The organism is Stenotrophomonas sp. P5_A9 (assembly GCF_056400525.1).
This window is the reverse complement of record NZ_JBFULC010000026.1, coordinates 53,949-78,238: the sequence shown is the minus strand read 5'-3', so window position 1 is coordinate 78,238 and position 24,290 is coordinate 53,949. Positions and strand designations below refer to the sequence as shown.

At 67.0% G+C, this 24,290-nt stretch carries 16 protein-coding genes and 1 pseudogene; 5 read left to right on the top strand and 12 right to left on the bottom strand.

Annotated elements, in window-relative coordinates; translation table 11 throughout:
• Window positions 1-373: 373 nt before the first annotated feature.
• The 3 genes from AC1DR7_RS10335 (at window position 374) to AC1DR7_RS10325 (ending at window position 6,255) form a co-directional block, all read left to right on the top strand.
• On the top strand, window positions 374-3,373 hold the full coding sequence (locus tag AC1DR7_RS10335; RefSeq protein WP_478050924.1) for a TonB-dependent receptor: 3,000 nt from the start codon (window positions 374-376) through the stop codon (window positions 3,371-3,373).
• A 126-nt stretch (window positions 3,374-3,499) separates the two neighbouring features.
• Entirely contained in the window at window positions 3,500-4,516 is a 1,017-nt protein-coding gene (locus AC1DR7_RS10330) for a cupin-like domain-containing protein (protein WP_478050923.1), read from the top strand.
• A gap of 170 nt (window positions 4,517-4,686) precedes the next feature.
• Entirely contained in the window at window positions 4,687-6,255 is a 1,569-nt protein-coding gene (locus AC1DR7_RS10325) for a sensor domain-containing diguanylate cyclase (RefSeq protein ID WP_457320797.1), read from the top strand.
• Between the two features lie 64 nt (window positions 6,256-6,319).
• On the opposite strand, the gene AC1DR7_RS10320 is transcribed toward AC1DR7_RS10325, so the two are convergent.
• The 12 genes and pseudogenes from AC1DR7_RS10320 to AC1DR7_RS10265 form a co-directional block, all read right to left on the bottom strand.
• The gene (locus AC1DR7_RS10320) at window positions 6,320-7,198 is read right to left on the bottom strand and encodes an energy transducer TonB (protein WP_478076472.1); all 879 of its coding nucleotides are present in this window, start codon (window positions 7,196-7,198) and stop codon (window positions 6,320-6,322) included.
• A 105-nt stretch (window positions 7,199-7,303) separates the two neighbouring features.
• Entirely contained in the window at window positions 7,304-8,179 is an 876-nt protein-coding gene (locus AC1DR7_RS10315) for an energy transducer TonB (RefSeq protein WP_457320793.1), read from the bottom strand.
• 57 nt (window positions 8,180-8,236) lie between these two features.
• Window positions 8,237-9,958 carry a bifunctional isocitrate dehydrogenase kinase/phosphatase gene (gene aceK, locus AC1DR7_RS10310; protein WP_478050922.1) on the bottom strand — a complete coding sequence of 574 codons (1,722 nt, stop codon included), beginning with the start codon at window positions 9,956-9,958 and terminating at the stop codon, window positions 8,237-8,239.
• Between the two features lie 606 nt (window positions 9,959-10,564).
• Window positions 10,565-10,924 (bottom strand): hypothetical protein, encoded by a 360-nt coding sequence (locus AC1DR7_RS10305; RefSeq protein WP_256776593.1) that lies wholly within the window; start codon window positions 10,922-10,924, stop codon window positions 10,565-10,567.
• Window positions 10,925-10,974: 50 nt separating this feature from the next.
• Window positions 10,975-11,388: pseudogene (locus tag AC1DR7_RS10300) on the bottom strand (roadblock/LC7 domain-containing protein); the annotation flags it as partial.
• Window positions 11,381-11,929 (bottom strand): GTP-binding protein, encoded by a 549-nt coding sequence (locus AC1DR7_RS10295; protein WP_256776591.1) that lies wholly within the window; start codon window positions 11,927-11,929, stop codon window positions 11,381-11,383. The gene AC1DR7_RS10295 and the pseudogene AC1DR7_RS10300, both read right to left, overlap by 8 nt.
• A gap of 2 nt (window positions 11,930-11,931) precedes the next feature.
• A complete protein-coding gene (locus tag AC1DR7_RS10290; RefSeq protein ID WP_457319439.1) occupies window positions 11,932-12,885 on the bottom strand; it encodes a hypothetical protein in 954 nt (317 codons plus the stop codon).
• 429 nt (window positions 12,886-13,314) lie between these two features.
• Complete coding sequence (locus AC1DR7_RS10285) at window positions 13,315-15,540, bottom strand: NADP-dependent isocitrate dehydrogenase (RefSeq protein WP_457319440.1); 2,226 nt, start codon at window positions 15,538-15,540, stop codon at window positions 13,315-13,317.
• A gap of 304 nt (window positions 15,541-15,844) precedes the next feature.
• The gene (locus tag AC1DR7_RS10280; RefSeq protein WP_256776587.1) at window positions 15,845-16,348 is read right to left on the bottom strand and encodes a hypothetical protein; all 504 of its coding nucleotides are present in this window, start codon (window positions 16,346-16,348) and stop codon (window positions 15,845-15,847) included.
• 42 nt (window positions 16,349-16,390) lie between these two features.
• A complete protein-coding gene (locus AC1DR7_RS10275; protein WP_457319442.1) occupies window positions 16,391-16,684 on the bottom strand; it encodes a LysM peptidoglycan-binding domain-containing protein in 294 nt (97 codons plus the stop codon).
• Window positions 16,685-16,868: 184 nt separating this feature from the next.
• Window positions 16,869-17,687 (bottom strand): NADPH-dependent 7-cyano-7-deazaguanine reductase QueF, encoded by an 819-nt coding sequence (gene queF / locus AC1DR7_RS10270; protein WP_457319443.1) that lies wholly within the window; start codon window positions 17,685-17,687, stop codon window positions 16,869-16,871.
• Between the two features lie 446 nt (window positions 17,688-18,133).
• Window positions 18,134-19,465 (bottom strand): M20 family metallopeptidase, encoded by a 1,332-nt coding sequence (locus AC1DR7_RS10265; RefSeq protein WP_457319252.1) that lies wholly within the window; start codon window positions 19,463-19,465, stop codon window positions 18,134-18,136.
• Window positions 19,466-19,691: 226 nt separating this feature from the next.
• On the opposite strand from AC1DR7_RS10265, the gene AC1DR7_RS10260 reads away from it, so the two are divergent.
• The gene (locus tag AC1DR7_RS10260; protein ID WP_457319253.1) at window positions 19,692-20,942 is read left to right on the top strand and encodes an efflux RND transporter periplasmic adaptor subunit; all 1,251 of its coding nucleotides are present in this window, start codon (window positions 19,692-19,694) and stop codon (window positions 20,940-20,942) included.
• A gap of 88 nt (window positions 20,943-21,030) precedes the next feature.
• Window positions 21,031-24,261, top strand: a complete 3,231-nt coding sequence (locus AC1DR7_RS10255) for an efflux RND transporter permease subunit (protein WP_478052787.1) — start codon at window positions 21,031-21,033, stop codon at window positions 24,259-24,261.
• Window positions 24,262-24,290 lie beyond the last annotated feature (29 nt).

Sequence of the window (24,290 nt, the reverse complement as noted above, 5' to 3'; positions counted from 1 at the left end):
CCACACATGGAACCCGCTTCGTCATCGATTGTCCAGCGCTGTCACCGGACGGGACATGGGCGGCAAAGGCGGCCTGCTTCGGGCATCCGCGCAGTTTCGTTCTGCACTGCACAACGCGGCCTGCATGCTGCAGCGGCCGCACGGGATACCGCAGGAAACACACCGCAGGCCCTGCGCCACGGTGCTTTACCGGTGGTCGATACGGCCCGGATGACAGCGCTGGACGTGGCGCCCGTGCCGGGCGGATCCGCAATGGCAGGGTCGTTTGTTGACAACGCTGTCAACGATGGCCCCCAATCCGGCCCGTGTGCGGTTGAACCGTGCCATCACGCCGTAGGACGCCATTATCGATTTCCCTGGGGAGGGAGCTTTCATGAAGACGTACAAGGTCGTACCCCGCAAGGCGATGCTCACTTCCGCGCTGCTGGCCGTGCTGGCCAGCCCTGCCTGGGCGCAGGATCCGACCCGCCCGGCCACGGGGGAGGCGCCCGACCCGGCCACGCTGGACGCGGTGCAGGTCACCGGCATCCGCGGCAGCCTCACCTCGTCGATGAACCTCAAGCGCGACAGCCAGGGCGTGGTCGACGGTATCGTCGCCGAAGACATCGGCAAGTTCCCCGATACCAACCTGGCCGAATCGCTGCAGCGCATCAGCGGCGTATCGATCGACCGCACCTCCAGCGGCGAAGGCTCCAAGGTGACCGTGCGCGGCATCGGCCCGGACTTCAACCTGGTGCTGCTCAACGGCCGCCAGATGCCGTCCTCCAACCTCGGCAACGGCGGTGGCGGACTGTCCGGCTCGCGCTCGTTCGACTTCGCCAACATCGCCTCCGAGTCGATCTCGGCGGTGGAGGTGTACAAGACCACCTGCGCCGACAATCCCACCGGCGGCATCGGCGCCACCATCGACATCAAGACGATGCGTCCGCTGGAATCCGAGCCGGTGATCAGCCTCGGCCTGAAGGCGGTCAACGACAGCTCCAACGACAACCTGCCGCGTACCCTGCAGGGCTCCAGCGTCACCGGCGAACTGTCGGGCATCTTCAGCCAGCGCTACGCCGACGACCGCTTCGGCGTGACCCTGAGCGGTAGCTACCAGGAGCGCGACTCCGGCTTCAACCAGGCCACCGTGGCCGAAGGCTGGGCCACCTTCTACGGCAATGAAAGCAGCGACTGGCGCGCCCTGCCGCAGCCGGGCCAAGGCTACGCGGACCGCATCCAGAACCGCCCCGGCCCCACCGATGTGTACGCGCGCCCGCAGAACACCGCCTACAACGTCAATGGCGTGCAGCGCCAGCGCACCAACGGCCAGGCAACCTTGCAGTGGAAGCCAGCGGACAACATCACCACCACGCTCGATTACACCTACGTGGAAAACAAGGTGCAGCAGCAGCGCAGCGAACTCTCGGTGTGGTTCAACTACGGGCCCGGCGACAGCACCTGGACCAACGGCCCGATATCGGCGCCGATCATCTACAGCGAGGACATGACCAACTCGGACGTGTCGATGGGCGGCATGAAGCTGGCCACCAAGAACACCATGGACTCGCTCGGCTTCAACGTGGACTGGGAAGTGAACGACGCGCTGGACCTGTCCTTCGACGTCCACAACTCCACCGCCGAATCCCAGCCGGACGGCCCGTACGGCTCTGCTGGCGTACTCGGCGTGGCCGCCTTCGTGCGCGGCAAGACCACGGTGGATTACAGCGGCGACCTGCCGATCATCAACATCGCGCTGCCGCCGGGCGGCGTGCAGGCCGCCGATGCGCTGGTCACCGGTTCGGTGTTCCAGAACAGCTACAACAAATCCAAGGTGCAGCAGTACCAGGGCCGCGGTACGTTCAAGTTCGCCGACTATTCCGCGCTGGACTTCGGCGTAGGCCACACCAAGGTGGAAAACCGCTCGGCCTCGGCGATCATGCAGCGCGACACGTGGGGCGGCCTGGGCAGTCCGGCCGACTACGATGACAACATCTTGTACGCCGATGACATGGCCAGGTACTTCGATGCGTTCTCCGGCCACAGCGATCCGCGCCTGACCGGGCAGTTCCTGGTATTCGACTTCGACCGCCTGCGCGAGCGCGCCGGCCAGGTCGCCGCCAACGGCGAGCCGCCCTGCCCCACCTGCTACCTGGCGCCCACCGAGTACACCGAAGACATCCGCACCACCGAAACCTCCAAGAGCGCCTACCTGCAGTACCGCACCACCGTCGACGGGTCGATGCCGCTGCATGTGGCCGCCGGCGTGCGCTACGAGCAGACCGAGGTGGAATCGACCGCGCTGGTGCGCGTACCGACCAGCATCAACTGGGGCTCGGCCAATGAGTTCAACCTGGGCTACGCCGCCGAGGGCACCTTCATCGGCGGCAAGGGCAAGTACGACTACGTGCTGCCCAACGTGGACCTGAAGCTGGACCTGTCCGAAACACTCGCGCTGCGCGGCAGCTACAGCCGCAGCATCGGCCGGCCCGGCTGGACCCAGATCGACAGCGGTCGGCGCTTCGACAACATCGTGCGCACCCAGGGCGGCACCGGCTCACGCGGCAACCCGGCCCTGGAGCCGCTGCTGTCGGACAACTTCGACCTGTCGCTGGAGTGGTACTACGGCCAATCCAGTTACGCCTCGGTCGGCTTCTTCCGCAAGAACATCAAGAACTTCATCAGCAACACCATCGTGCGCGACAACAGCGCCGGGCTGCATACGCCGGTGGGCGGCACCTACTGGAACGAGGCATTGGCATCGGGCTGCGGCGTCACCGACATGCCGTGCATCCGCGATTACATCTTTGCCAACCACGACGGCGATCCGGGCGTGACTGCCACCGGCACCAACTCGGCCGGGCAGCGCACCGGCACCATCGTCGGCCAGCCCGGCGACCCGGTGGCCGGGTTCGACATCACCGTGCCGGCCAACCAGCGTTCGGACCACCTGGACGGCTGGGAACTCAGCGTGCAGCAGTTGTTCGGGCAGACCGGTTTCGGCCTGGCCGCCAACTACACCAAGGTGAAGTCCGGGCTGACCTTCGACAACCTGAGCCTGGGCGACCAGTACCCGATGATCGGCCTGAGCGATTCGGCCAACCTGGTGCTGTTCTACGAGAAGTACAACTGGCAGGTGCGTGCGGCCTACAACTGGCGCGACACGTTCCTCAACGGCATCGGTGGCCAGGGCCCGAACCCCAACTACACAGATGCCTATGGCCAGCTGGATCTGAACATCAGCTACGCGGTCAGCGACCAGCTCACCCTGAGCGTGGAAGCGATCAACCTCACCGACGAAACCATGCGCACTTACTCGCGCCACACCAACATGCTGCGCTACGCCACCCAGACCGGCCCGCGTTACATGTTCGGCGTGCGCTACAAGTTCTGATCCCACCCGGGCCGCCCGTCGGTCGGCCGCTCCATACGAGCGGCCGCTCCGCCTTGCGATCGGTCGCTTCACGCGCCTGCCGTGCGCTACGGTGGGCGCCATCCCCTCCATCCCCCGAGGATGTCCATGTCCACCCTGCCCGGCCCGATCGACGAGATCCCGGATCTGGATCCGGCGCAACTGCCCGCGCTGCTGCCGTCGTGGACCACCCCGAAGGTGCTGCGCGGACTGGTCGCCCACTGGCCGATGGTGGCCGCCGCGCGTGACTCGGCGGCGTCCGCGGTGGGCCATCTCAAGCAGTTCGACCATGGCCAGATGCCGGTCACCGCCACCACGGCCGCACCGCAGGCGCAGGGCCGGATCTTCTACAACGCGGACATGAGCGGCTTCAACTTCCGCCGCGAGCAGATCGCGCTGAAGGTAGTGCTGGACACGCTGCTCAAATACCAGGGCGAAGCGGCCCCGCCCACCATCTACGTCGCCTCCACCACGCTCGACAGTTTCCTGCCCGGCTTCGCGGCGGCCAATCCGCTCGCGCTCGGCGTGCACGATCCATTGACCAGCATCTGGATCGGCAACCGCTCGCGCATCGCCGCCCACCAGGACGTGCCGGACAACCTGGCCTGCGTGGCGGCCGGGCGGCGCCGGGTGACGCTGTTCCCACCCGGGCAGATCGACAACCTGTACATCGGGCCGCTGGACTTCACCCCGGCCGGCCAGGCGGTCAGCCTGGTCGACTTCGCCGCGCCGGACCTGCAGCGCTTCCCGCGCTTCCCCCAGGCGCTCGCACAGGCCCAGGTCGCCGAGCTGGGCCCGGGCGATGCGGTGTTCATTCCCTCGTTGTGGTGGCACCACATGGAAGGCCTGGAGGCGTTCAACGTTCTGGTCAACACCTGGTGGCGACCGGTACCGGCGTGGATGGATGCACCGATGAATGCCCTGATGCTGGCGATGTTGGCCCTGCGCGAGCTGCCACCCACGCAACGCGCGCACTGGCGGGAGATGTTCGATCACTACGTGTTCGAGGCCGACGAGGGAACCCGCGCGCATATTCCCGCACACGTGCGCGGCGTGCTGGCACCGCTGGATGCCAGCACGGCCGGCAACGTGCGCAGCGTGCTGCGCAAGCGCCTGGAGCGCTGAGTGCTGCGACACGCAACCGCTTCACCCACGCGGCTGCGGAATCCGCAATAATCCGCGCCGTGACCGTAGTCCGCCCGGGAGCGGGGAAATCGTGCGCTCCTGATTGCTCCACCGTTGCCGTTCCATCCGTCCCTCGGCTGGCGCTGCACCCTGCCAGTCTGAACGCCCCCATGCGCCCGTTTTCGACCCGCCTCAACCTCGGCAAGCTGATCCTTGCCCTGGCCCTGCTCAGTGCCCTGATCGCGCTGGCCAACACGCTGCACGCCAGTTACCGGGTGCAGCGCGAGCAGTTGATCGGCAATACCCTGGAAGCCAATCGGGTGTATGCCAGCAAGCTGGCCGAGACCACCCAGAACTTCATCCAGTCCGCGCAGCAGCAGCTGGCCTACAGCGCCACCACGCTGGGCCAGCGCGCGCACGACCGCAGCGAACTTGAAGCCGAGGCGGCGCGCCTGCAGCTGCAGACCAACAGTTTCAATTCGGTGCTGATCGTGGACCCGGCCGGCACCGTGCTGGCTACCTCGCCGCAGAGCCTGGCCCTGCAGGGCGTGGTGCTCAACAGCCGCGGCAACAAGGAAGCGCTGGCGCGGCGCATGCCGTTCATCAGCGATCCCTACCAGTCCGCCACGGGACGGCTGCTGGTGGCGATCTCGCACCCGATCTTCAGCGCGCAGGGCCAGTACAAGGGCTACGTCAGCGGCACCATCTACCTGCGCGAGCGCAGCATCCTGCAGACGCTGCTGGGCAAGCACTACTACCGCGATGGCTCCTACCTGTACGTGGTCGACCGCAACGGCCGCATCCTGTACCACATCGAGCCGGCCCGGGTCGGTCAGGTCGCGATGGAAAACCCGGTGGTGCAGGCGGTCAGCAAGGGCCACTCCGGCGCCCAGCATGTGCGCAACAGCCACGGCGTGCAGATGCTGGCCGGCTATGCGCCGGTGCCGATCGTCGGCTGGGGTGTGGTTGCCCAGCGTCCGACCGAGGCGACGCTGTCGGCGCTGTCCACGCTGATGGCAGCGGTGATCTGGAACGCCATACCGCTGGGCGTGCTGTCGCTGCTGATCACCTGGTGGTTTGCCCGGCGCATCTCGCTGCCGCTGTGGCAGCTGGCGCGCAACGTGCAGAACCGCGACACCGGCATCGCCATCCGCCATGTCAGCAGCATCCGCGCCTGGTACTACGAAGTGGCACAGCTCAAGCAGGCGCTGCTGTACAGCTTCAACCTGCTGCAGGACCGTATCGGCAAGCTCAACCGTGCCAGCATGACCGACCCGCTCACCGGCCTGCAGAACCGGCGCGGGCTGCAGCAGGGGCTGGAGGACTGGCAGGCGCGCGGGCAGCCGTTCGGGATCATCGCGCTGGACATCGACCGCTTCAAGACCATCAACGACCGCTTCGGGCATGCGGTGGGCGACGCGGTGATCCTGCGCATCGCGCAGCTGATGCGCGACGATTCGCGCGATACCGACCTGCTGTGCCGCAACGGCGGCGAGGAATTCCTGATCCTGCTGCCGGGCATCGACACCGAGGCCTCGGTACGCATCGCCGAGCGCCTGCGCCGGCAGGTGGCGGCCGAGGTGTTCGAAGAGGTCGGCTCGGTCACGGTGTCACTCGGCGTGGCTCACTACCCCAGCTACCACGACGACCCGCTGCAGGCGCTGCGACTTGCCGACAAGGCGCTGTACATGGCCAAGGAACAGGGCCGCAACCGCACGGTGGTGTACCCGCAAGCGTGAGGATGCGGGCGGCGCCGGGGCCACCTCGGCGCCGCTGATCCACAGCGACGCCGACGACGGCGGCTCAGCCCTGGCCGAGCACCGTCTTGAGTACCGGGCCGCGGGTGTCGCCGGCCACATACACGCCGTCACCCAGCGCGTCCGGCGCTACCGTCACGCGCTCGGGCTGCTGCCACGCCGCCCGCTGGCGCGGGCCGGGCAGGTACGGTTCCCATGCGGGAACGTCACCCGAGGGACGCTGGTCGGCGTAGCGCACCGGGAACCGCACCACCCAGGTCTCGCGATCGGCCAATGGGCCCTGCGTGGGGATGCGGAACTGCCAGTCACGGACGGCCTGGATGGCACTGTTGGCAAATGCAGTGCGGACCGTGTCGAGCTGGCGCGGTGGCACCAGCACGCGCAGGTTGACCTGCTCGGCGGCGACATTGCGCACCTTGCCATCGCGGCCCACCTGGATCAGCAGGAACACGTCGGCGGCGGCACCGCGACCGGCGGTGCGCACCGGATAGGTCGGCACCGAACCGCTCAGCCGCGCCGGCCGGGTCAGGTCGTCTTCCCGATAGTCCATGAAACTGGCGCTGCGGATCTCGATCCGTGCACTGCCATCGCCCTGGACCTTGCCGACCACGCGCAGCGAGACCGGCGTGGTGATGGGCACCGCCTTTCCATCCTGCAGCGTCGGCTCGAATTCCCAGCCGGCCATCGATTCCTTGACGAAGCCGACCACGCCGGCGGGGATCGCGTCCTGCTGGTCCAGACGCACCGCAACTACCCGGCCGTCGGCACCGATGTCCAGGCTGCCCTTGATGCGCATGCTCGATTCCACCTGGTCCTGCAGCGCCCGCATGCTTGGCGCTGCCACGACCCCCTCGACCATGCCGGCCACGCTCGCCACGCCCAGCCCGAAGGCCAACATCCAACGCAATGATGACTGCATCTTCATGACTCCTTGTCCTGATGGGACGGCCAGCCTAGCAAAGCGTGCCGGTCAATTCTGCGACAGCGACGCGGCGCCAGTCGATGCGTATGCCGACCGCATCCCGTCGGATCAGCCGCCGAGCGGGGTCAGCAGTTGCGGGCCCTTGCTTGCGGCATCGGCCATGAAAACGCCGCCGGCCGGCAGCAGATCGGCATTGGCATCGGCGCCCAGCGCCTTGTCCGCGCGCCACTGGGCCTGCTGGCGCGGTCCAGGGATATAGGCATCCCACTTGCCGTAGCGCATCTCTTCACCATGGAAGGCGAAGGTGACCGGCACGCGTACGGTCCAGCTCGCGTCCTCCTTGTGCTCCCCGGTGGTGGGTGCCTTGAAGGTCCATTTGCGCGCGGCCGCCATCGAGACCCGGGACAGCTTGTCGCGCATCTGGCGCATGGCGGCCTCATTGGCAATCACGCGCAGGTTGACCTGCTCTGTCGCCACGTCCATGACCTTGCCATCGCGGCCCACCTGTACCAGCAACAGAACGTCGCCGCGTCCGCCGGCACGATAGACGTCTTCCGGATACGCCGGCGGGGGCATCTTCAGCCGGGTCACGTCGTCTGTGGCGGTGGGGTCGTACTGCTGGAAACTGGCGGCAAGCAGCGTCACCTGCTGGCCGCCATCGGGATTGATCCTGCCGCCCAGGCGAAGACTGACCGGGCTGCGCGCCTTGACCGCCTGCCCATCGACCAGCACCGGCTGGAACCGCCAGGCCTGCACCGCGCCCTCGACAAACCGGGCGATGGCATCGTTGACCTGGCCGCGCTTGTCGATCTGGAACGCCTCGACCTGGCCATCCGTGCCGATATCGATCTGGCCAGTGAGCACCATGCTGGCCTCGGCTTGCTGACGCACCTCCCGCCGCGATTGCGAGGCTGCATCGGGGACCATGGACATACCGACACCGCCGACGGCGAGGGCCAGCGCAAGAATATGGAATGAACGCATCGCACCTGCTCCTTGTGGATGCACCGAAGCGTAGCGCAGGCAGGCACTGCCGGCCAATCATGCCAACCTATGGCTGGCCGCATAAGGCGGGGTATCGGGAAAATCGCCCGTCGCGAAGCGCGCCTGCAGGCCCTGCCACCACGCCGGGTCGAACAGATGCCCGAAGCGCTCGCGCACGGCGGCCAGCTCGGCTGCCGGCAAGCCCATGAACATCCAGAAGCGCTCGGGGAAGACATCCCGCGGCCCGATCTGGAACCACGGCTCGTCGGCCAAGGCGTCTTCTTCGTTGCGCGGCGTCGGCCACGCGCGGAAGTTGCAGTCGCTGACCAGGCACAGCTCGTCGTAGTCGTAGAACACCGCGCGCCCATGGCGCGACACGCCGAAGTTCTTGGGCAGCATGTCGCCGGGGAAAATGTTGTTGCGCGCCATGTCGGTAATGGCCTGCGCATAGTCCAGCGCGGCGTTGCGCCGGCCATCGCCGCCCTGCTCGCGCAGGTACAGGTTGAGCGGACGGAAGCGGCGCTGCACGTAGCACAGCGCGATCACCAGCTCATCGCCGTCTTCGCTGACGCTGGCGCTGCACTGGTGCAGCAGTTCCTCCAGCAGCGCCGGGGCAAAGCGCGCGCGCGGGAAGCGCAGGTAGCGATAAGGCTGCGCATCGAGCAGGCGCCCGACGCGATCCAGGTTGAACACCAGGGCGTACTTCTCTTCGACCTGGTGGCGGGTCATCGTCTTGGGCCAGGCGAACCGGTCGCGGATCAGCTTGAACACCAGCGGATAACTGGGCAGGGTGAACACCGCCATGACCATGCCGGGCGTGCCATCGGCGTGCACCAGCTGCTCGCCCGGATGATCCTGGAAGTGCCGGAAGAAAGTGCGGTAGCGCTCGGTCTTGCCCTGCTTGGCGCGGCCCAGCACGGTGTAGATCTCATCGATGGGCTTGGCCGGCAGCAGGCTGCGCAGGAACACCACCGCGTCGCCGACCGTGGCCAGGTCGGCCTGGAAGTAGCTGCGCGAGACCCCGAACAGATGCGCCACATCGCGGCGGCCAGTCAATACCGCTTCCGCGCGCAGGCCCTGCCCATCGTTGACCAGCACGATCACGCACGGGGAAAAACGGTGCTCGCCAAATACCCGGCCGACCAGATAGGCGCGACGTTCGCGGTAGAACACCGTGTCCAGCAGCTCGATGCTGCGCACCGGATAGTCACCCCAATGGGCCAGGTCATCCTGCAGCCGCACCGCGATCGCCGCCGCGCAGCGCAACTGGTGCGCATAGGGGACATCGAAGCGATAGTCGCCCAGCACCCGCAGCAGCGCTTCGGCGGGGCGGCTGGCCGACACGGTATAGCTGTGCCGCGCCACCGGATGGGTAATCGCGTCGGAGGGCTCCACGTCCATCGCCATGAACTCGATCGCCGCATCCACGCCCTTCGTGGCGAACAACCGCCGCGCCAGGGTGTTGTAGAAGGTCTTGTATAGCTCGGCATCGATCAGGGCATCGAGCAGCACGGCGTAGGCCTGACGTATCTGCAGCCACAACGCGCGCGTACCAATGGCATCGCCGGCGGCGCGCCGCAACGCATCCACGGTCTGCGCGATACAGTGGTCATACAGCCCGATCCGCTCCACCGCGTCACCGCGCGCGCCGGCCCAGTCACGCGTTTCAAAGCGCACCCGCGCCCGCCGCGTCACCGCCGCAAAGCGCGCATGGTAGGCCTCGAATCCGTCGCGGATGAGTTCCGCCAGCACTCGAGCATCGCAATCGGCACTACGCATGCAGGCAGACCCATCAAAGACCTGACCCAACCATACGACACCACGCGCCCGGGTAGCAGCGACGGTTGTTCGGCTGCGGGGTCAATGGAATGGCTCTTCTGCCCTCCGCGTGGCGAGCATGAAGCGCGCTTTGACCCTTCCCAGGCGCGGTGGTCGGTGGATCGGGCGCTGGGCGCCCATGCCCTTTCCGGCGAATGTCCTCCGGCCGCGGAGCGGCCTCCTCCTTTATTTCGCCTCCAAGGGCATGGGSGCCCAGCGCCCGACCCACCGACCAGCGCCAAAGAAGCTTGGCTTCTACCTGCGCACCGCAAGCCGAGCCCCGTAGCGGCCGGTAGGCGCCTGGACAAAATAAAGGAGGAGGCCGCCAGGCCGGGGGACATTTGCGCCAGGGGCCTACCGGCCGCTACGGGGCCCTCACGCTCGCGACAAGCCCGGTCGGAGCCACAGCTCCAGCCACACGTCGCCTGGACTACCTGGGCAAATCCGTATCGCCCTGCTCGATCTACCAACGCCGTTGGAGCAGAACGCTCCCGTGCATTGGGAGAAGAACCACGAAAAAAAAGCGCCGCCGGTCGCCACCACACCGCGACCGGCGACGGAGGGAACCTACAGCGCCAGATCGGCCTCCACGTCCTGCACCTTGCGCCGTGCCAGGGCCAGGTTGGACTTGTTGCGATCCAGCACCAGATACAGGAACAGACCCTTCTTGCGCGAGACCGGGCGCAGGATGTGGTACGCCTTGCCCAGCGAGATGAGGATGTCTTCGATCGTGTCGTTGAGGTTGAGCGAGGCGGCCGTCTTCATCTTGGCCCGGATCACCTCCGTGTTGCCTGCCGCAGCCACCTCCATGTCCATCCCCGAGCCGGCCTCCCCCAGCAGCATGCCGCTCTCGTAATCCACCAGCGCCACTGCCTGGGCGCCGTCGATGGTCATCAGCGCGTTCAAGGTATCGTCGAGTCCTGCCATGTTGCACCCCGTTGGTTATCGAGCCCCGTTTTCCCCTGCGGATCGGCTCGTGATCCGCTGAGTTCGGCCATGATGTTGCGGCCACATTCCTTGGCACTCCACAGCACCTTGCCGATCACGCAGCGCGCGTCGCACGCGGTCATCAGCAGCAGCGGTGACGGCGTCGCGGGCAGCGCCAGCATCAGCACCTTGCCGCCGTCGGCTTCGAGCATCAGTACTTCCAGCTCCCCCAGCGCCAGCTCCCGCCCGACCGCAGCGGCCAACGCCAGCATCGCGCTGGTCATCGCCGCCAGTCGTTCGCCGTTGCCGTGGGTGCCGGCTGCCGGCACCAGCGCGAACCCGTCCACGCTGGCCATCACCACGCTGCGCACCCCGTTGATGTCATCGGCAAAGCCCTGCAGGTGCGCCCCCAGGCGCTCGCGCAGCGCCGGCTCCAGGCGGCGCGCCTCGTGTCCGTCAGCCATGCGCGGCCACCAGCGCACCGGTTTCCATTTCGCTCATCAGCACGTCCATCAGGCACAACCCTTGTTCGCGATCACGCGCATCCACCGGCACCACCGGCAACCAACGGCCCTCGCGCCCGGCCTGCGCCGCGCAGGCGTCCAGGTCGAACTGCGGAGCCAGGTCCAGCCGCGACACACCGATCACCGCCGGCACCTGCGCCGCATGCTGCTGCAGCATCGCCAGGTACGCCGTCAACTCGTCCACCGCCGCGCTGCGGGTGGCATCCAGCAGCAGGACCACGCCGCTGGCCCCCTGCAGCAGGATCGGCCACAGGAAGTCGAACCGCTGCTGTCCTGGCGTGCCGTACAGCCGCAGGCGGTCGCCGTTGGGCAGGTCGATGTCGGCGTAGTCCATCGCCACCGTGGTCGACGCCTTGTCCGCACCCTGGCGGTCGCTGTTGTGCACGTCGGTGTCGATGACCGCACCAGCGGCGATCGCCCGCACCAACGTCGACTTGCCGCAGCCCATGGTGCCCAGCACCACGATCTTGTGTTCGCGCACGCTCAGCCTCCGCCACGCTGGCGCACGCTGCGCCACATCCGGGCGGGCAGGCCGCCGCCCTCGCCGTTGCTGCGCAGCAGCCCGCCGCCGCCTGACGGCGCGTCCAGCGCGGCATACCCACACAGATAGGCCGGGTGCACGAAGGCGCGCACCGCCTCGCGCGGAATCTCCAGCAGCGAGGCGCATTCGTCCACGCTGCACGGCCGCTTGAGCAGCAGCGAGCACAACCGGAAACTGTCGTGCTGATGGCCGAGCACGCGGAAATCAGGCCAGCGCAGCAGGCGCACGCGTGCATGGTGTTGCAGGCGCGTATCCAGATCCTGCCAGTGCGCCGGGTGTTGCCCCCATTGCCAAAGCAGTGGCCGCAGCGACTGCCGTGGGAGCTCGCCTGCCAGCTGCTGGTAACGCTTGCCGGCGATACCGTGCAATGCGAGGCGCTCGAACACATCCGACAGCAGCTGCGCCAATTCCACGTTGCCGCTGCCGTCGGGCACCACCATCTGGTCCTGCTCGAAATCCAGCAGCAGCACCGGTAGGCCATCCAGCGCCAGCACCGCGTGACCATGACGCGACTGCAGGCTTTCGCGCAGCGCGCGGGTGATCGCCTTGGCCCCACGCGCGGCGATCGGTTCCTCGATCGGCGCCGGTGCGGCCGGCATCTGGCGCAGTGCGTGTTCGATCGCATGATCATCCAGCGTGCTGCGCGGGTCGCCCTGACCATCGCGCAGCCGACCCTGCTGGTCTTCGATCCAGAACTGGATGCGTGGGCGTTCGCGCACCATGCGCAGTGCGGCGTTGCGCAGTGCCGGGGTGTCCTTGATCACCAACAGATCGCAGTCGTCCAGATCGCGGCAACTGCGCACCGTGTCCGCGGGCAATGCGGCGGCCGCGCGCAGGCGCTGCAGCAAAGCGTGCTCTCCCTGGATATCCGATCCCACCACCAGCACCCTGGCCATCGCCTTCCCCTGCGCCGTGAAAGATCACACTTACTGCAGTAAAGATCGTCGATAGCCTATGCCAAGGTTATCGGGCCATAAGTGATGGATCGCACAGATTGAATTGAAGCTTCCGCACGTTGCAAGGGTCGGTAAACCCTTTGGGGACAAGGCAAGTTCTGTACCACAGATATTGACGCGGCCTTCATCGAAACGAGGCAGCCTACGATGCCGATCACAATCTGGCAGGGTTGAACCGCGCCATGCGTGGCTGCTTTTTGCGACCTTACCCGGCCATGTAGCAGCCACCCATGGGGTGGCTCTGCCCGTGGGTTTCCGGGCAACCAAGCGTGGGGTGGCGCCACCGATGCCTGGCATGCTGCGCCCAACAAAAAACCCGCGCCGAGGCGCGGGTTTTTCATGGCTCACCGCGTGTGCGGCAGGCCGACCTTACAGCGCGGCCAGCGCACCGTTGAAGGTCGTGCTCGGACGCATCGCGGCCGCGGCCTTGGCCACGTCCGGACGGTAGTAGCCGCCGATGTCCACCGGCTTGCCCTGCACCGCGGCCAGCTCTTCAACGATCTTCTGTTCGTTGTCGGCCAGTGCCTTGGCCAGCGGGGCGAAACGCGCCTTCAGTGCGGCATCGTCATCCTGCGCGGCCAGGGCCTGGGCCCAGTACAGCGCGATGTAGAAGTGGCTGCCGCGGTTGTCGATGCCACCGAGCTTGCGCGAGGGCGACTTGTCGTTGTCCAGGAACTGGCCGTTGGCCTGGTCCAGGGTCTTGGCCAACACGGTCGCACCCGCGTTGTCGTAACGGTCGCCCAGGTGCTCCAGCGAGGCTGCCAGCGCGAGGAACTCGCCCAGCGAATCCCAGCGCAGGTAATCCTCTTCGACAAACTGCTGCACGTGCTTGGGCGCCGAACCACCGGCACCGGTCTCGAACAGGCCGCCACCGGCCATCAGCGGCACGATCGACAGCATCTTGGCGCTGGTGCCCAGCTCCATGATCGGGAACAGGTCGGTCAGGTAATCGCGGAGCACGTTGCCGGTCACCGAGATGGTGTCCTCACCCTTGCGGATGCGGTCCAGCGAGAGGGCCGTCGCCTCCACCGGCGCCAGGATGCGGATATCCAGGCCGTTGGTGTCGTGGTCCTTGAGGTAGGTCTCGACCTTGGCGATCACCTGCGCGTCGTGGGCACGGCTGGCATCGAGCCAGAACACCGCCGGGGTGCTGCTCAGGCGGGCGCGGTTGACGGCCAGCTTGACCCAGTCCTGGATCGGGGCGTCCTTGGTCTGGCACATGCGCCAGATGTCGCCGGTCTGCACGGCGTGTTCAAACACCACGTTGCCGGCGTCGTCGGTGACGCGCACGGTGCCGTCGGCCGGGATCTGGAAGGTCTTGTCGTGCGAGCCGTACTCCTCGGCCTTCTGCGCCATCAGGCCGACGTTGGGCACCGAGCCCATGGTGGCCGGGTCGAACGCGCCGTGGGTGCGGCAATCATCGATCACGGCCTGGTACACACCAGCGTAGCAACGGTCCGGGATGACCGCCTTGGTGTCCTGCAGCTTGCCCTCGGCATTCCACATGCCGCCCGAGTCACGGATCATCGCCGGCATCGAGGCGTCGACGATCACGTCGCTCGGCACGTGCAGGTTGGTGATGCCCTTGTCGGAGTTGACCATGGCCAGGCCCGGGCGCTTGCCGTACTCGGCAGCCAGGTCGGCCTTGATCGCTTCCTGGGTGGCTTCGGGCAGCTGCGGCAGGCGCGCGAACAGATCGCCGATGCCGTTGTTGGGATCGAAGCCGGCCTGCTTGAGCACGTCGGCGTGCTTGGTCAGCACGTCCTTGTAGAACTCCTCGACGACCACGCCGAACATGATCGGGTCGGAGACCTTCATCATGGTGGCCTTGAGGTGCAGCGAGAACAGCACGCCCTTGGCCTTCGCATCGGCGATCTGCGCCTGCACGAACGAGGCCAGCGCGTTGCGGCTCATCACCGCCGCATCGACGATCTCACCGGCCTTGACCGCGGTCTTTTCCTTGAGCACGACGGTCTTGCCGTCGGCCTGCTGCAGTTCGATCTTCAGGCTGCCGGCATTAGCCAGCGTGGCCGACTTCTCGCTGCCGTAGAAATCACCGCCGTCCATGTGCGACACATGCGACTTGCACTCCTTGGACCACTTGCCCATGCGGTGCGGATGCTTGCGCGCGTAGTTCTTCACCGACAGCGGCGCACGACGGTCCGAGTTGCCTTCGCGCAGCACCGGGTTCACCGCGCTGCCCTTGACCTTGTCGTAGCGCGCCTTGATATCGCGCGAGACGTCATCGGAGGGCACGTCGGGGTAGTTCGGCAGGGCGAAGCCCTGGTCCTGCAGTTCCTTGATCGCCGCCTTCAGCTGCGGCACCGAGGCGCTGATGTTGGGCAGCTTGATGATGTTGGCATCCGGGGTGGTCGCCAGCTGGCCCAGCTCGGCCAGGTGGTCGGCTTCTTTCTGGTCGTCCTTCAGGAAATCCGGGAACAGCGCCAGGATGCGGCCGGACAGGGAGATGTCGCGGGTTTCCACCGCGATGCCGGCGGTGGCGGTGTAGGCCTCGACGATCGGCAGCAGCGACTGCGTGGCCAGGAACGGGGCTTCATCGGTAAGCGTGTAGAGAATCTTGGGCGTGTTCGACATGGGGGATCAGGGCTCTCTTGCAGATCTCGTGAATGATGGCCGTCGGCGATGCCGGGCCGCGTGCAACCGTGTCGCGTGCCGGGCACCGCAGAGCGAGGCCCGCACTTTCCCCGGGGACCGCGCCAACCAACGGCGCGCACGGCGGGAAACCCACGCATTGTCGCGTTTTCAGCCCCCCGGAGCAAAGCCGTTCCATACGCAAACGTACTGGAACGCTGTGGTCCGGCGGCGGCCCATAAAAAAAGACGCAGCCTCGCGGCTGCGTCCATCGTGAGCCTGTTGCCGGGAGAGAGTCGGCGCGGGCTTACTTAACCTCGAACTCTTGCGGCGTTCCGGCCGCCTTACCATCTACCATGACTTCCGCGCGGTACTTGCCAGCGGGCCAGCCTTTGGCATTCTTGAAGGTGATGTTGGTGGTCTCGGCCGCCGTGGTGTTGAGCGTCTGCGAATTCTCACCGGCCACCTGGCCGTCCTGGAAGGTCAGCTTGGCGCCGACATTCGCATTGCTGGCGGTGCCGTCGGTACGGACGGACACGATGATGTCGTCCTTCGGCGAGAACATCGCCGTGGTGGCCACGCTCTTGTCGGCGGCGGCGGTCTTGCCCACGGTGACGCTGGACACGGTGACGGCGGCAGCGGTCATCGGCTGCGGTGCGGCCTGGGTCATCGGCTCGGGCGCGGCCGGCGTCATCGCTGCGGCAGGCTGTGCGTTGTTGTCGGCGGTGTCTTCTTTCTTCTTGCAGCCGACCAGCGCAACGGTGGCCAGCATGGCGGCGAATACGGCGGTACTGATGGACGTCTTCTTCATGGAATTCCTCCCTGGGAATCTGTGGAATGCTAGTGGGGCGACTCAGTCTTTGGGCGGCAACTTGAGCGTCTGGCCCGGGAAGATCTTGTCCGGGTCCTCCAATACGTCGCGGTTGGCCTCGAAGATTTTCTTCCAGGCATTGGCGTCGCCCAATTCCTGTTTGGCGATCTTCGACAGCGAGTCGCCCTTCTGTACGGTGTAGGTGCCTCCGACCTTTTCGGCGGTGGTATCCACCGATGAGGTCACGCCGGAGAAATCAGCCTTTTCCACCTTCTGCGCGGTGCTGTCCACGCTGGAGGTGACACCGGAGAAATCGGCTTTTTTATCGGTACTCATCCACACACTCCCGTCTTCATTGACGACATGGGAGGCACGGTGTCACAGCCCGTGTTAATAGGGCATGGCGTGGATGTGAAGACATGCGGAACGGGGCGGGCGGCCACATTGGCCGGTGGTAGAGCCACCCCATGGGTGGCTGCGCGCGGTGTCAGGTGCCGGGGCAGCGACCCATGGGGTCGCTCTACTGGCGCAGGTCGCGCACGGTGCGGGCCGGCAGCGCGATGCCCGGGCTGGCCCGCCACGGATTGATGTCCAGGCCGCCGCGACGGGTATAGCGCGCTTCGACTTCCAGCCACGTCGGCGCACAGCGCTGGCTGACCTCGCTGAAGATCCGCTCCACGCACTGCTCATGGAACTCGGCGTGCTCGCGGTAGCTCACCAGATACTTGAGCAACCCCTCCCGATCGATCTGCGGCCCGTGGTAACGGACGCTCACACTCGCCCAGTCCGGTTGCCCGGTGACCGGACAGTTGGACTTGAGCAGCGCCGAACTGAGCGTCTCGGTGACGATCTGCGAGGCGTCGGCCGACAGCAACTCCGGCGCCGGCGGACCATAGCGTTCGATCGCCACGTCCAACGCATCCAGCGACTCGCCTTCGGCCTCCTCCTCCAGCACCGGCACCCCGAAACGCACCGTCACCACCGCGCCCGCACACCCGGACAGATCGGCGGTGATACGCAGCCGCGCCGCCTCGTCATCATCGAAACGCGTGCTGTTGAGCGAATTGAGATACAGCTTGAACGACTTGGATTCGATCAGGTTCGGCGACGTGCACGGCACGCTGATCGTGGCCACTGCGATCCGCGGCTTGCCGCGCCGGTCCAGCCAGCTCAGCTCGTACGCCTGCCAGCGGTCATGGCCGACGAACGGCAGCGCCGCCTCGTCCAGCCCGATCTCCTCGCGCGCGCCACGGCGCGGAATGGGAAACAGCAGCGAAGGATCGTACTGCGACGGGTAAGCAACCTCGCGACCGAGGCTGGAGTCCTGGGGGGTATTCATCCGTCCATTTTACGCGGCTGGGCGACCGGCGTCCGCCATTCAAACCGCCAGGCCGAGGGACAGCCCCACCGCAGCCGTTCCGCGCGYACCGATTYMCGCCCCGRCCAGCGGCCGGGACCTACCGGTSCGACGATCATCGATCCCGGCGGCCGCAGCCGTTCCGCGCGTACCGATTCACGCCCCGACCAGCGGCCGGGACCTACCGGCCCGCCGTCCATCGATCCAGCCCGCCCCAGCCGTTTTACCCGTACCGATTCCCGCCCCGGCCAATGGCCGGGAGGACCGTGCGCCGCATGGATGCGGCGAACGAGCCCCTATGGACGGGTTCACGGCGTGTCCCGCCAACCCACCCCGGCCCGCCCGGCACGCAACAAACCAGCGCCGACAAATGCTCTGCCGTTGCCGTTGCCGTTGCACTGGCACTGGCAGTTGATCCTGCCTTGGCCTCAGCCCGCCGCAGGCGCAACCACCCCCACCCCATTGAGATAATCCAGACTCACCTGCAGCAACGCCCGCAACCCCACGTCCAGCGCCTTCTCATCCAGCAGGAACTTCGGCGAATGGTTGGCCGGCGCCGTAGCCGGATCGATGCCCACACTCGTGGACCCCACGAAGAAAAACATCCCCGGCACCTGCTGCGCGTACAGCGAAAAATCCTCCGCGCCCATCTGCAGCGGCGGCTCGTACACATTGTCCTTGCCCACCACCGCCTGCAGGCTCGGCAGCATCTTCGCCGTCAGCGCCGGATCGTTCACCGTCGCCGGATTGCCCTCGGACTCATAGATCTCCGTCACCGCCTTGGCCCCGTGCGCCGCCGCCGTGTGCTCGGCCACATTGCGCAGGTCCGCGAAAATCTGCTGCCGCATCCCCTCATCGAACGTGCGGATCGTCCCCACCATCTCCACCTCATCGGGAATGATGTTGTAGCGGATGCCGCCCTTGATCGCCCCGAAGGTCAGCACTGCCGGCTGCTTGGACAGGTTCGCCCGACGGCTCACGATCGTCTGCGCCGTGCCCACCAGATCGGCCGTCGCCACGATCGGATCCACCCCGTTCCACGGCGCCGAGCCATGCGTCTGCCGCCCGATCACCTTGATCCCGAACCGGTCCGAGGCTGCCATCAAGGGCCCACCGCGCACCGCGATCTGCCCCGCCGGCACGCTGGAGAACACATGCAGGCCGAACACCGCCTCCGGCTTGAAGTCCGCAAACAGCCCCTCCTTCAGCATCAACGACGCACCCCCCTCTTCCGGCGGCGGCGCCCCTTCCTCGGAGGGCTGGAAGATCAGCATCACTTCGCCTGGCAGGTTCTCGCGCATCTTCACCAGCGCATCGGCCACCCCCAGCAACGTGGCGGTATGCGCGTCGTGGCCGCAGGCGTGCATCACCCCGACCGGCTCGCCACGGTAGGTGCTGGTCACCTTGGAGGCGAACGGCAGCCCGGTCTGTTCGGTCACCGGCAGCGCGTCCATGTCCGCGCGCAGGGCGATGCGCGGACCCGGCTTTGCCCCCTTGATGACCACCACCACACCGTGATGGGCGATCCCGGTCTTCGGCTTGAGCCCCATCGCCCGCAACTGCTCGGCCACCTTCGCCGAGGTGCGCTCCTCGCGGTTGGACAGCTCCGGGTGCTGGTGGAAGTCGCGCCGCCAGTCGACCACCTTGGCGTGCAGGCGGGTCGCCGCGGCAGTCACTTCCGGGCGTTCGTCAGGGGTGGCCGCGGCCAGTGCGGGGCAGGCAAGCAGCAGGGCGGACAGCAGCAGCGACAGACGGGGCATCGAGGATCTCCACGGGTGTTCAGGGCGGACCAAACTGAATGTAGGCCATCAGCGCACTTGCTGCTGTAACTTTCTGCCCCCGCAGGCGTTGATCCGTGGAACCTGGCCGGTCACATCCGGTCTGACCGCCCGTCCCATCCGTCATGCATGAAAGCCCGCGCACCACGGGTATGCTTTGCACCAGCCAATCGGGCCCTGCCCTCCGCCAGCCTCAGGAGTTAGTTGAATGTCGCGTTTCTGGAAGATCGTGCTGCTGGTGGTCGCCGTACTGGTGATTGGCTTCATCGGCCTGCACCTGCTCAACGGTGGCAAGCACAAGGGTGAGGCGGGCGGCAGCGCTGCCGGCGCCGGCAAGGACGGCGACCAGCGCGACACCGGACCGGTCCCGGTCACCGTGGTCGACGCCATTCGCCAGGACGTGCCGGTGTATGCCAGCGCACTGGGCACCGTAGCGGCGATGAACACCGTCACCGTCAGCCCGCAGGTCGGCGGCCAGCTGATCAGCATCAACTTCAAGGAAGGCCAGGAAGTAAAGCAGGGCGACCTGCTCGCGCAGATCGACCCGCGCAGCCTGCAGGCCAGCTACGACGAGGCCGCCGCGGCCAAGCGCCAGAACCAGGCCCAGCTGGCCACCGCGCGCTCCAACTACCAGCGCTCCAATTCGCCGGAGTACCGCCAGTACGTGGCCAAGACCGACCTGGACACCCAGCGCAACCAGGTGGCGCAGTTCGAAAGCGCCGTGGCCGCCAACGAGGCCAGCATGCGCGCGGCCCAGGTGCAGCTGCAGTACACCCGCGTCACCGCGCCGATCACCGGCATCGCCGGCATCCGCGCGGTGGACGCCGGCAATGTCGTCAGTGCCGGCACCGCGCTGGTCACCCTGACCCAGATCCACCCGATCCACGTGGTGTTCAACCTGCCCGAGCGCCAGCTGCCGGATGTGCGCACCGCCCAGCAGGCCGGCCCGGTGACCATCGCCGCGCTGGACCGCAACGACTCGCACGTGCTCACCGACGGCGGCAAGCTGGACGTGGTGGACAACCAGATCAGCAGCGACAGCGGCACCTTCCGCGTGCGCGCCCTGTTCGACAACACCGACAACAGCCTGTGGCCGGGCCAGTTCGTCAACGTGCGGATGCAGCTGCGCACCATTGGCGGCGGCGTGGTCATCCCCACCCAGGCCGTGATGCGCGGCCCGGACGGCGAGTACGTCTACATCGTCAAGCCCGACAGCACCGTTGCCATGCAGACCGTCAAGAGCGGCGTGGAAGTGGGCGACAGCAACGTGCAGATCACCGACGGCCTCAAGGGCGGCGAGCGCGTCGTCAGCGAGGGCCAGTTCCGGCTCAAGCCGGGCAGCAAGGTCAACGCGCTCAAGCCGGGCGAGACCCCGGCCGCGCCGACCGAGGCCGAACTCAAGGCCGCCGCGCAACAGCAGGGTGCTGGCGGTGGCCGCCGTGGTGGCGGTCCGCGCTGAGCGCGCCTGCCTGACGTTCCCGACGCCGGCCGCCTTGCTGGCGTCTGCCCGTTCCAACGCCGCATGACGTAACAGCAAGGATCCGCCCGTGGGCTTTTCGACGATCTTCATCCGCCGCCCGATCGCCACCTCGCTGTTGATGGCGGGCCTGCTGCTGCTCGGCATCCTCGGCTACCGCCAGCTGCCGGTGTCGGCGCTGCCGGAGATCGACGCGCCCAGCCTGGTGGTGACCACCCAGTACCCCGGCGCCAACGCGGTCACCATGGCCTCGCTGGTGACCACCCCGCTGGAACGCCAGTTCGGGCAGATCTCCGGGTTGGAGATCATGACCTCCGATTCCTCGGCCGGTCTGTCCACGATCATCCTGCAGTTCTCGATGGACCGGGACATCGACATCGCCGCCCAGGACGTACAGGCCGCGATCCGCCAGGCCACCCTGCCCTCCTCGCTGCCCTACCAGCCGGTCTACAACCGGGTGAATCCGGCCGACGCGGCGATCGTCACCCTCAAGCTCACCTCCGACACGCGCCCGCTGCGCGATGTGAACAACTACGCCGACTCCATCCTCGCCCAGCGCCTGTCGCAGGTGCAGGGCGTGGGGCTGGTGTCCATCGCCGGCAACGTGCGCCCGGCCGTACGCATCCAGGTCAACCCGGCGCAGCTGTCCAACATGGGCCTGACCCTGGAAGAACTGCGCAGCGCGCTGACCCAGGCCAACGTCAACGCGCCCAAGGGCTCGCTCAACGGCAAGACCCAGTCCTACTCCATCGGCACCAATGACCAGCTGACCAGCGCCGCCGAGTACCGCGACACCATCATCAGCTACAAGAACGGCCGCCCGGTGCGGCTGTCGGACGTGGCCAACGTCATCGACGGGGTGGAGAACGACCAGCTCGCCGCCTGGGCCGATGGCAAGCCGGCGGTGCTGCTGGAAGTGCGCCGCCAGCCCGGCGCCAACATCGTGCAGACCGTCGAACGCATCCGCGCGCTGCTGCCGCAGCTGCAGAACGTGCTGCCGGCCGACGTGCACCTGGAGATCTTCTCCGACCGTACCGAGACCATCCGCGCCTCGGTGCATGAAGTGCAGTTCACCCTGATCCTCACCATCTGCCTGGTGGTCGCGGTGATCTTCGTGTTCCTGCGCCGGCTGTGGGCCACCATCATTCCCTCGGTGGCGGTACCGCTGTCGCTGGCCGGCACCTTCGGGGTGATGGCCTTTGCCGGCATGTCGCTGGACAACCTGTCGCTGATGGCGCTGGTGGTGGCCACCGGCTTCGTGGTCGACGATGCGATCGTGATGATCGAGAACATCGTGCGCTACATCGAACAGGGCAAGAGCGGCCCGGAAGCGGCCGAGATCGGCGCCCAGCAGATCGGCTTCACCGTGCTCTCGCTGACCATCTCGCTGGTGGCGGTGTTCCTGCCGCTGTTGCTGATGCCCGGCGTCACCGGCCGGTTGTTCCACGAGTTCGCCTGGGTGCTGAGCATCGCGGTGGTGCTGTCGATGCTGATCTCGCTGACGCTCACCCCGATGATGTGCGCCTACCTGCTCAAGCCCGATGCCCTGCCCGAAGGCGAGGACGCGCACGAGCGTGCCGCCGCGGCCGGCAAGGAAAACCTGTGGACGCGTACCGTGGGCGCGTACGAGCGCAGCCTGGACTGGGTGCTGGAGCACCAGCCGCTGACCCTGGCCGTGGCCGCCGGTGCCCTGGTGCTGACCGTGGTGCTGTACATCGTGATCCCCAAGGGCCTGCTGCCCGAGCAGGACACCGGCCTGATCACCGGCGTGGTCCAGGCCGACCAGAACATCGCCTTCCCGCAGATGGAGCAGCGCACCAAGGCCGTGGCCGAAGCGCTGCGCAAGGACCCGGCGGTGACCGGCGTGTCGGCCTTCATCGGCGCCGGCAGCATGAACCCCACGCTCAACCAGGGCCAGCTGTCGATCGTGCTCAAGCAGCGTGGCGACCGCGACGGACTGGATGAGATTCTGCCGCGCCTGCAGCACGCCGTGGCCGGCATCCCCGGCGTGGCGCTGTACCTCAAGCCGGTGCAGGACGTCACCCTGGACACCCGCGTGGCCGCCACCGAGTACCAGTACTCGCTGTCGGACGTGGACAGCGCGCAGGTTGCGCTGCAGGCCAACCGCCTGACCGAAGCGCTGCGCCAGCGCCCGGAGCTGGCCGACGTGGACAACAACCTGGCCAACCAGGGCCGCGCGCTGGAACTGAACATCGACCGCGACAAGGCCAGCGTGCTGGGCGTGCCGATGCAGACCATCGACGACACCCTGTACGACGCCTTCGGCCAGCGCCAGATCTCCACCATCTTCACCGAACTCAACCAATACCGCGTGGTGCTGGAAGTGGCGCCGGAGTTCCGCACCAGCACCGCGCTGATGCACCAGCTGGCGGTGGCCTCCAACGGGGCCGGCGCGCTGACCGGCAGCAACGCCACCAACTTCGGCCAGGTCACCTCGTCCAACTCGTCCACGGCCACCGGCATCGGCGCGCAGAACACCGGCATCCCGATCGGCGCCGGCAACATCATCCCGCTGGCCGCACTCGCCGAAAGCAAGGTCACCAGCACCCCGCTGGTGGTCAGCCACCAGCAACAGCTCCCGGCGGTGACCGTGTCGTTCAACATCGCCCCGGGCTATTCCCTGTCCGATGCGGTCAAGGCGATCGAAGAGACCAAGGACAGCCTGGACATGCCCACGCAGGTGCATGCGGAGTTCATCGGCAAGGCCGCCGAGTTCACCGGCAGCCAGACCGACGTGGTGTGGCTGCTGCTGGCCTCGCTGGTGCTGATCTACATCGTGCTGGGCGTGCTGTATGAGAGCTACATCCATCCGTTGACCATCATCTCCACCCTGCCGCCGGCCGGTGTCGGTGCGCTGCTGGCGCTGATGGTGTGCGGGTTGCCGTTGTCGGTGGACGGCATCGTCGGCATCGTGCTGCTGATCGGCATCGTCAAGAAGAACGGCATCATGATGGTCGACTTCGCCATCGAGGCGCGTCGCGCCGGTGCCAACGCGCACGATGCGATCCGCCGCGCCTGCCTGCTGCGCTTCCGCCCGATCATGATGACCACCGCTGCGGCCATGCTTGGCGCGCTGCCACTGGCACTGGGCACCGGCATCGGTTCGGAACTGCGCCGCCCGCTGGGCATCGCCATCGTCGGCGGCCTGCTGCTGTCCCAGCTGGTCACGCTGTACACCACGCCGGTGATCTACCTGTACATGGAGCGCTTCTCCGAGCGCCTGCGACTGCGCCGCGAACAGCGCGCGCTGCGCCACGCCAGCGCCCAGGACCGCGCATGAGCACGCCGTACCTGCGTGCCATGAGGATG

Coding starts and splice junctions, on each gene's coding strand:
- AC1DR7_RS10315 (WP_457320793.1), bottom strand. CDS start 8,179: ATGCGTTCATTCCATATTCTTGCGCTGGCCCTCGCCGTCGGCGGTGTC.
- AC1DR7_RS10285 (WP_457319440.1), bottom strand. CDS start 15,540: ATGTCGAACACGCCCAAGATTCTCTACACGCTTACCGATGAAGCCCCG.
- AC1DR7_RS10265 (WP_457319252.1), bottom strand. CDS start 19,465: ATGCCCCGTCTGTCGCTGCTGCTGTCCGCCCTGCTGCTTGCCTGCCCC.
- aceK (WP_478050922.1), bottom strand. CDS start 9,958: ATGCGTAGTGCCGATTGCGATGCTCGAGTGCTGGCGGAACTCATCCGC.
- AC1DR7_RS10275 (WP_457319442.1), bottom strand. CDS start 16,684: ATGAGTACCGATAAAAAAGCCGATTTCTCCGGTGTCACCTCCAGCGTG.
- AC1DR7_RS10320 (WP_478076472.1), bottom strand. CDS start 7,198: ATGAAGATGCAGTCATCATTGCGTTGGATGTTGGCCTTCGGGCTGGGC.
- AC1DR7_RS10325 (WP_457320797.1), top strand. CDS start 4,687: ATGCGCCCGTTTTCGACCCGCCTCAACCTCGGCAAGCTGATCCTTGCC.
- AC1DR7_RS10305 (WP_256776593.1), bottom strand. CDS start 10,924: ATGGCAGGACTCGACGATACCTTGAACGCGCTGATGACCATCGACGGC.
- AC1DR7_RS10330 (WP_478050923.1), top strand. CDS start 3,500: ATGTCCACCCTGCCCGGCCCGATCGACGAGATCCCGGATCTGGATCCG.
- AC1DR7_RS10290 (WP_457319439.1), bottom strand. CDS start 12,885: ATGGCCAGGGTGCTGGTGGTGGGATCGGATATCCAGGGAGAGCACGCT.
- queF (WP_457319443.1), bottom strand. CDS start 17,687: ATGAATACCCCCCAGGACTCCAGCCTCGGTCGCGAGGTTGCTTACCCG.
- AC1DR7_RS10280 (WP_256776587.1), bottom strand. CDS start 16,348: ATGAAGAAGACGTCCATCAGTACCGCCGTATTCGCCGCCATGCTGGCC.
- AC1DR7_RS10260 (WP_457319253.1), top strand. CDS start 19,692: ATGTCGCGTTTCTGGAAGATCGTGCTGCTGGTGGTCGCCGTACTGGTG.
- AC1DR7_RS10335 (WP_478050924.1), top strand. CDS start 374: ATGAAGACGTACAAGGTCGTACCCCGCAAGGCGATGCTCACTTCCGCG.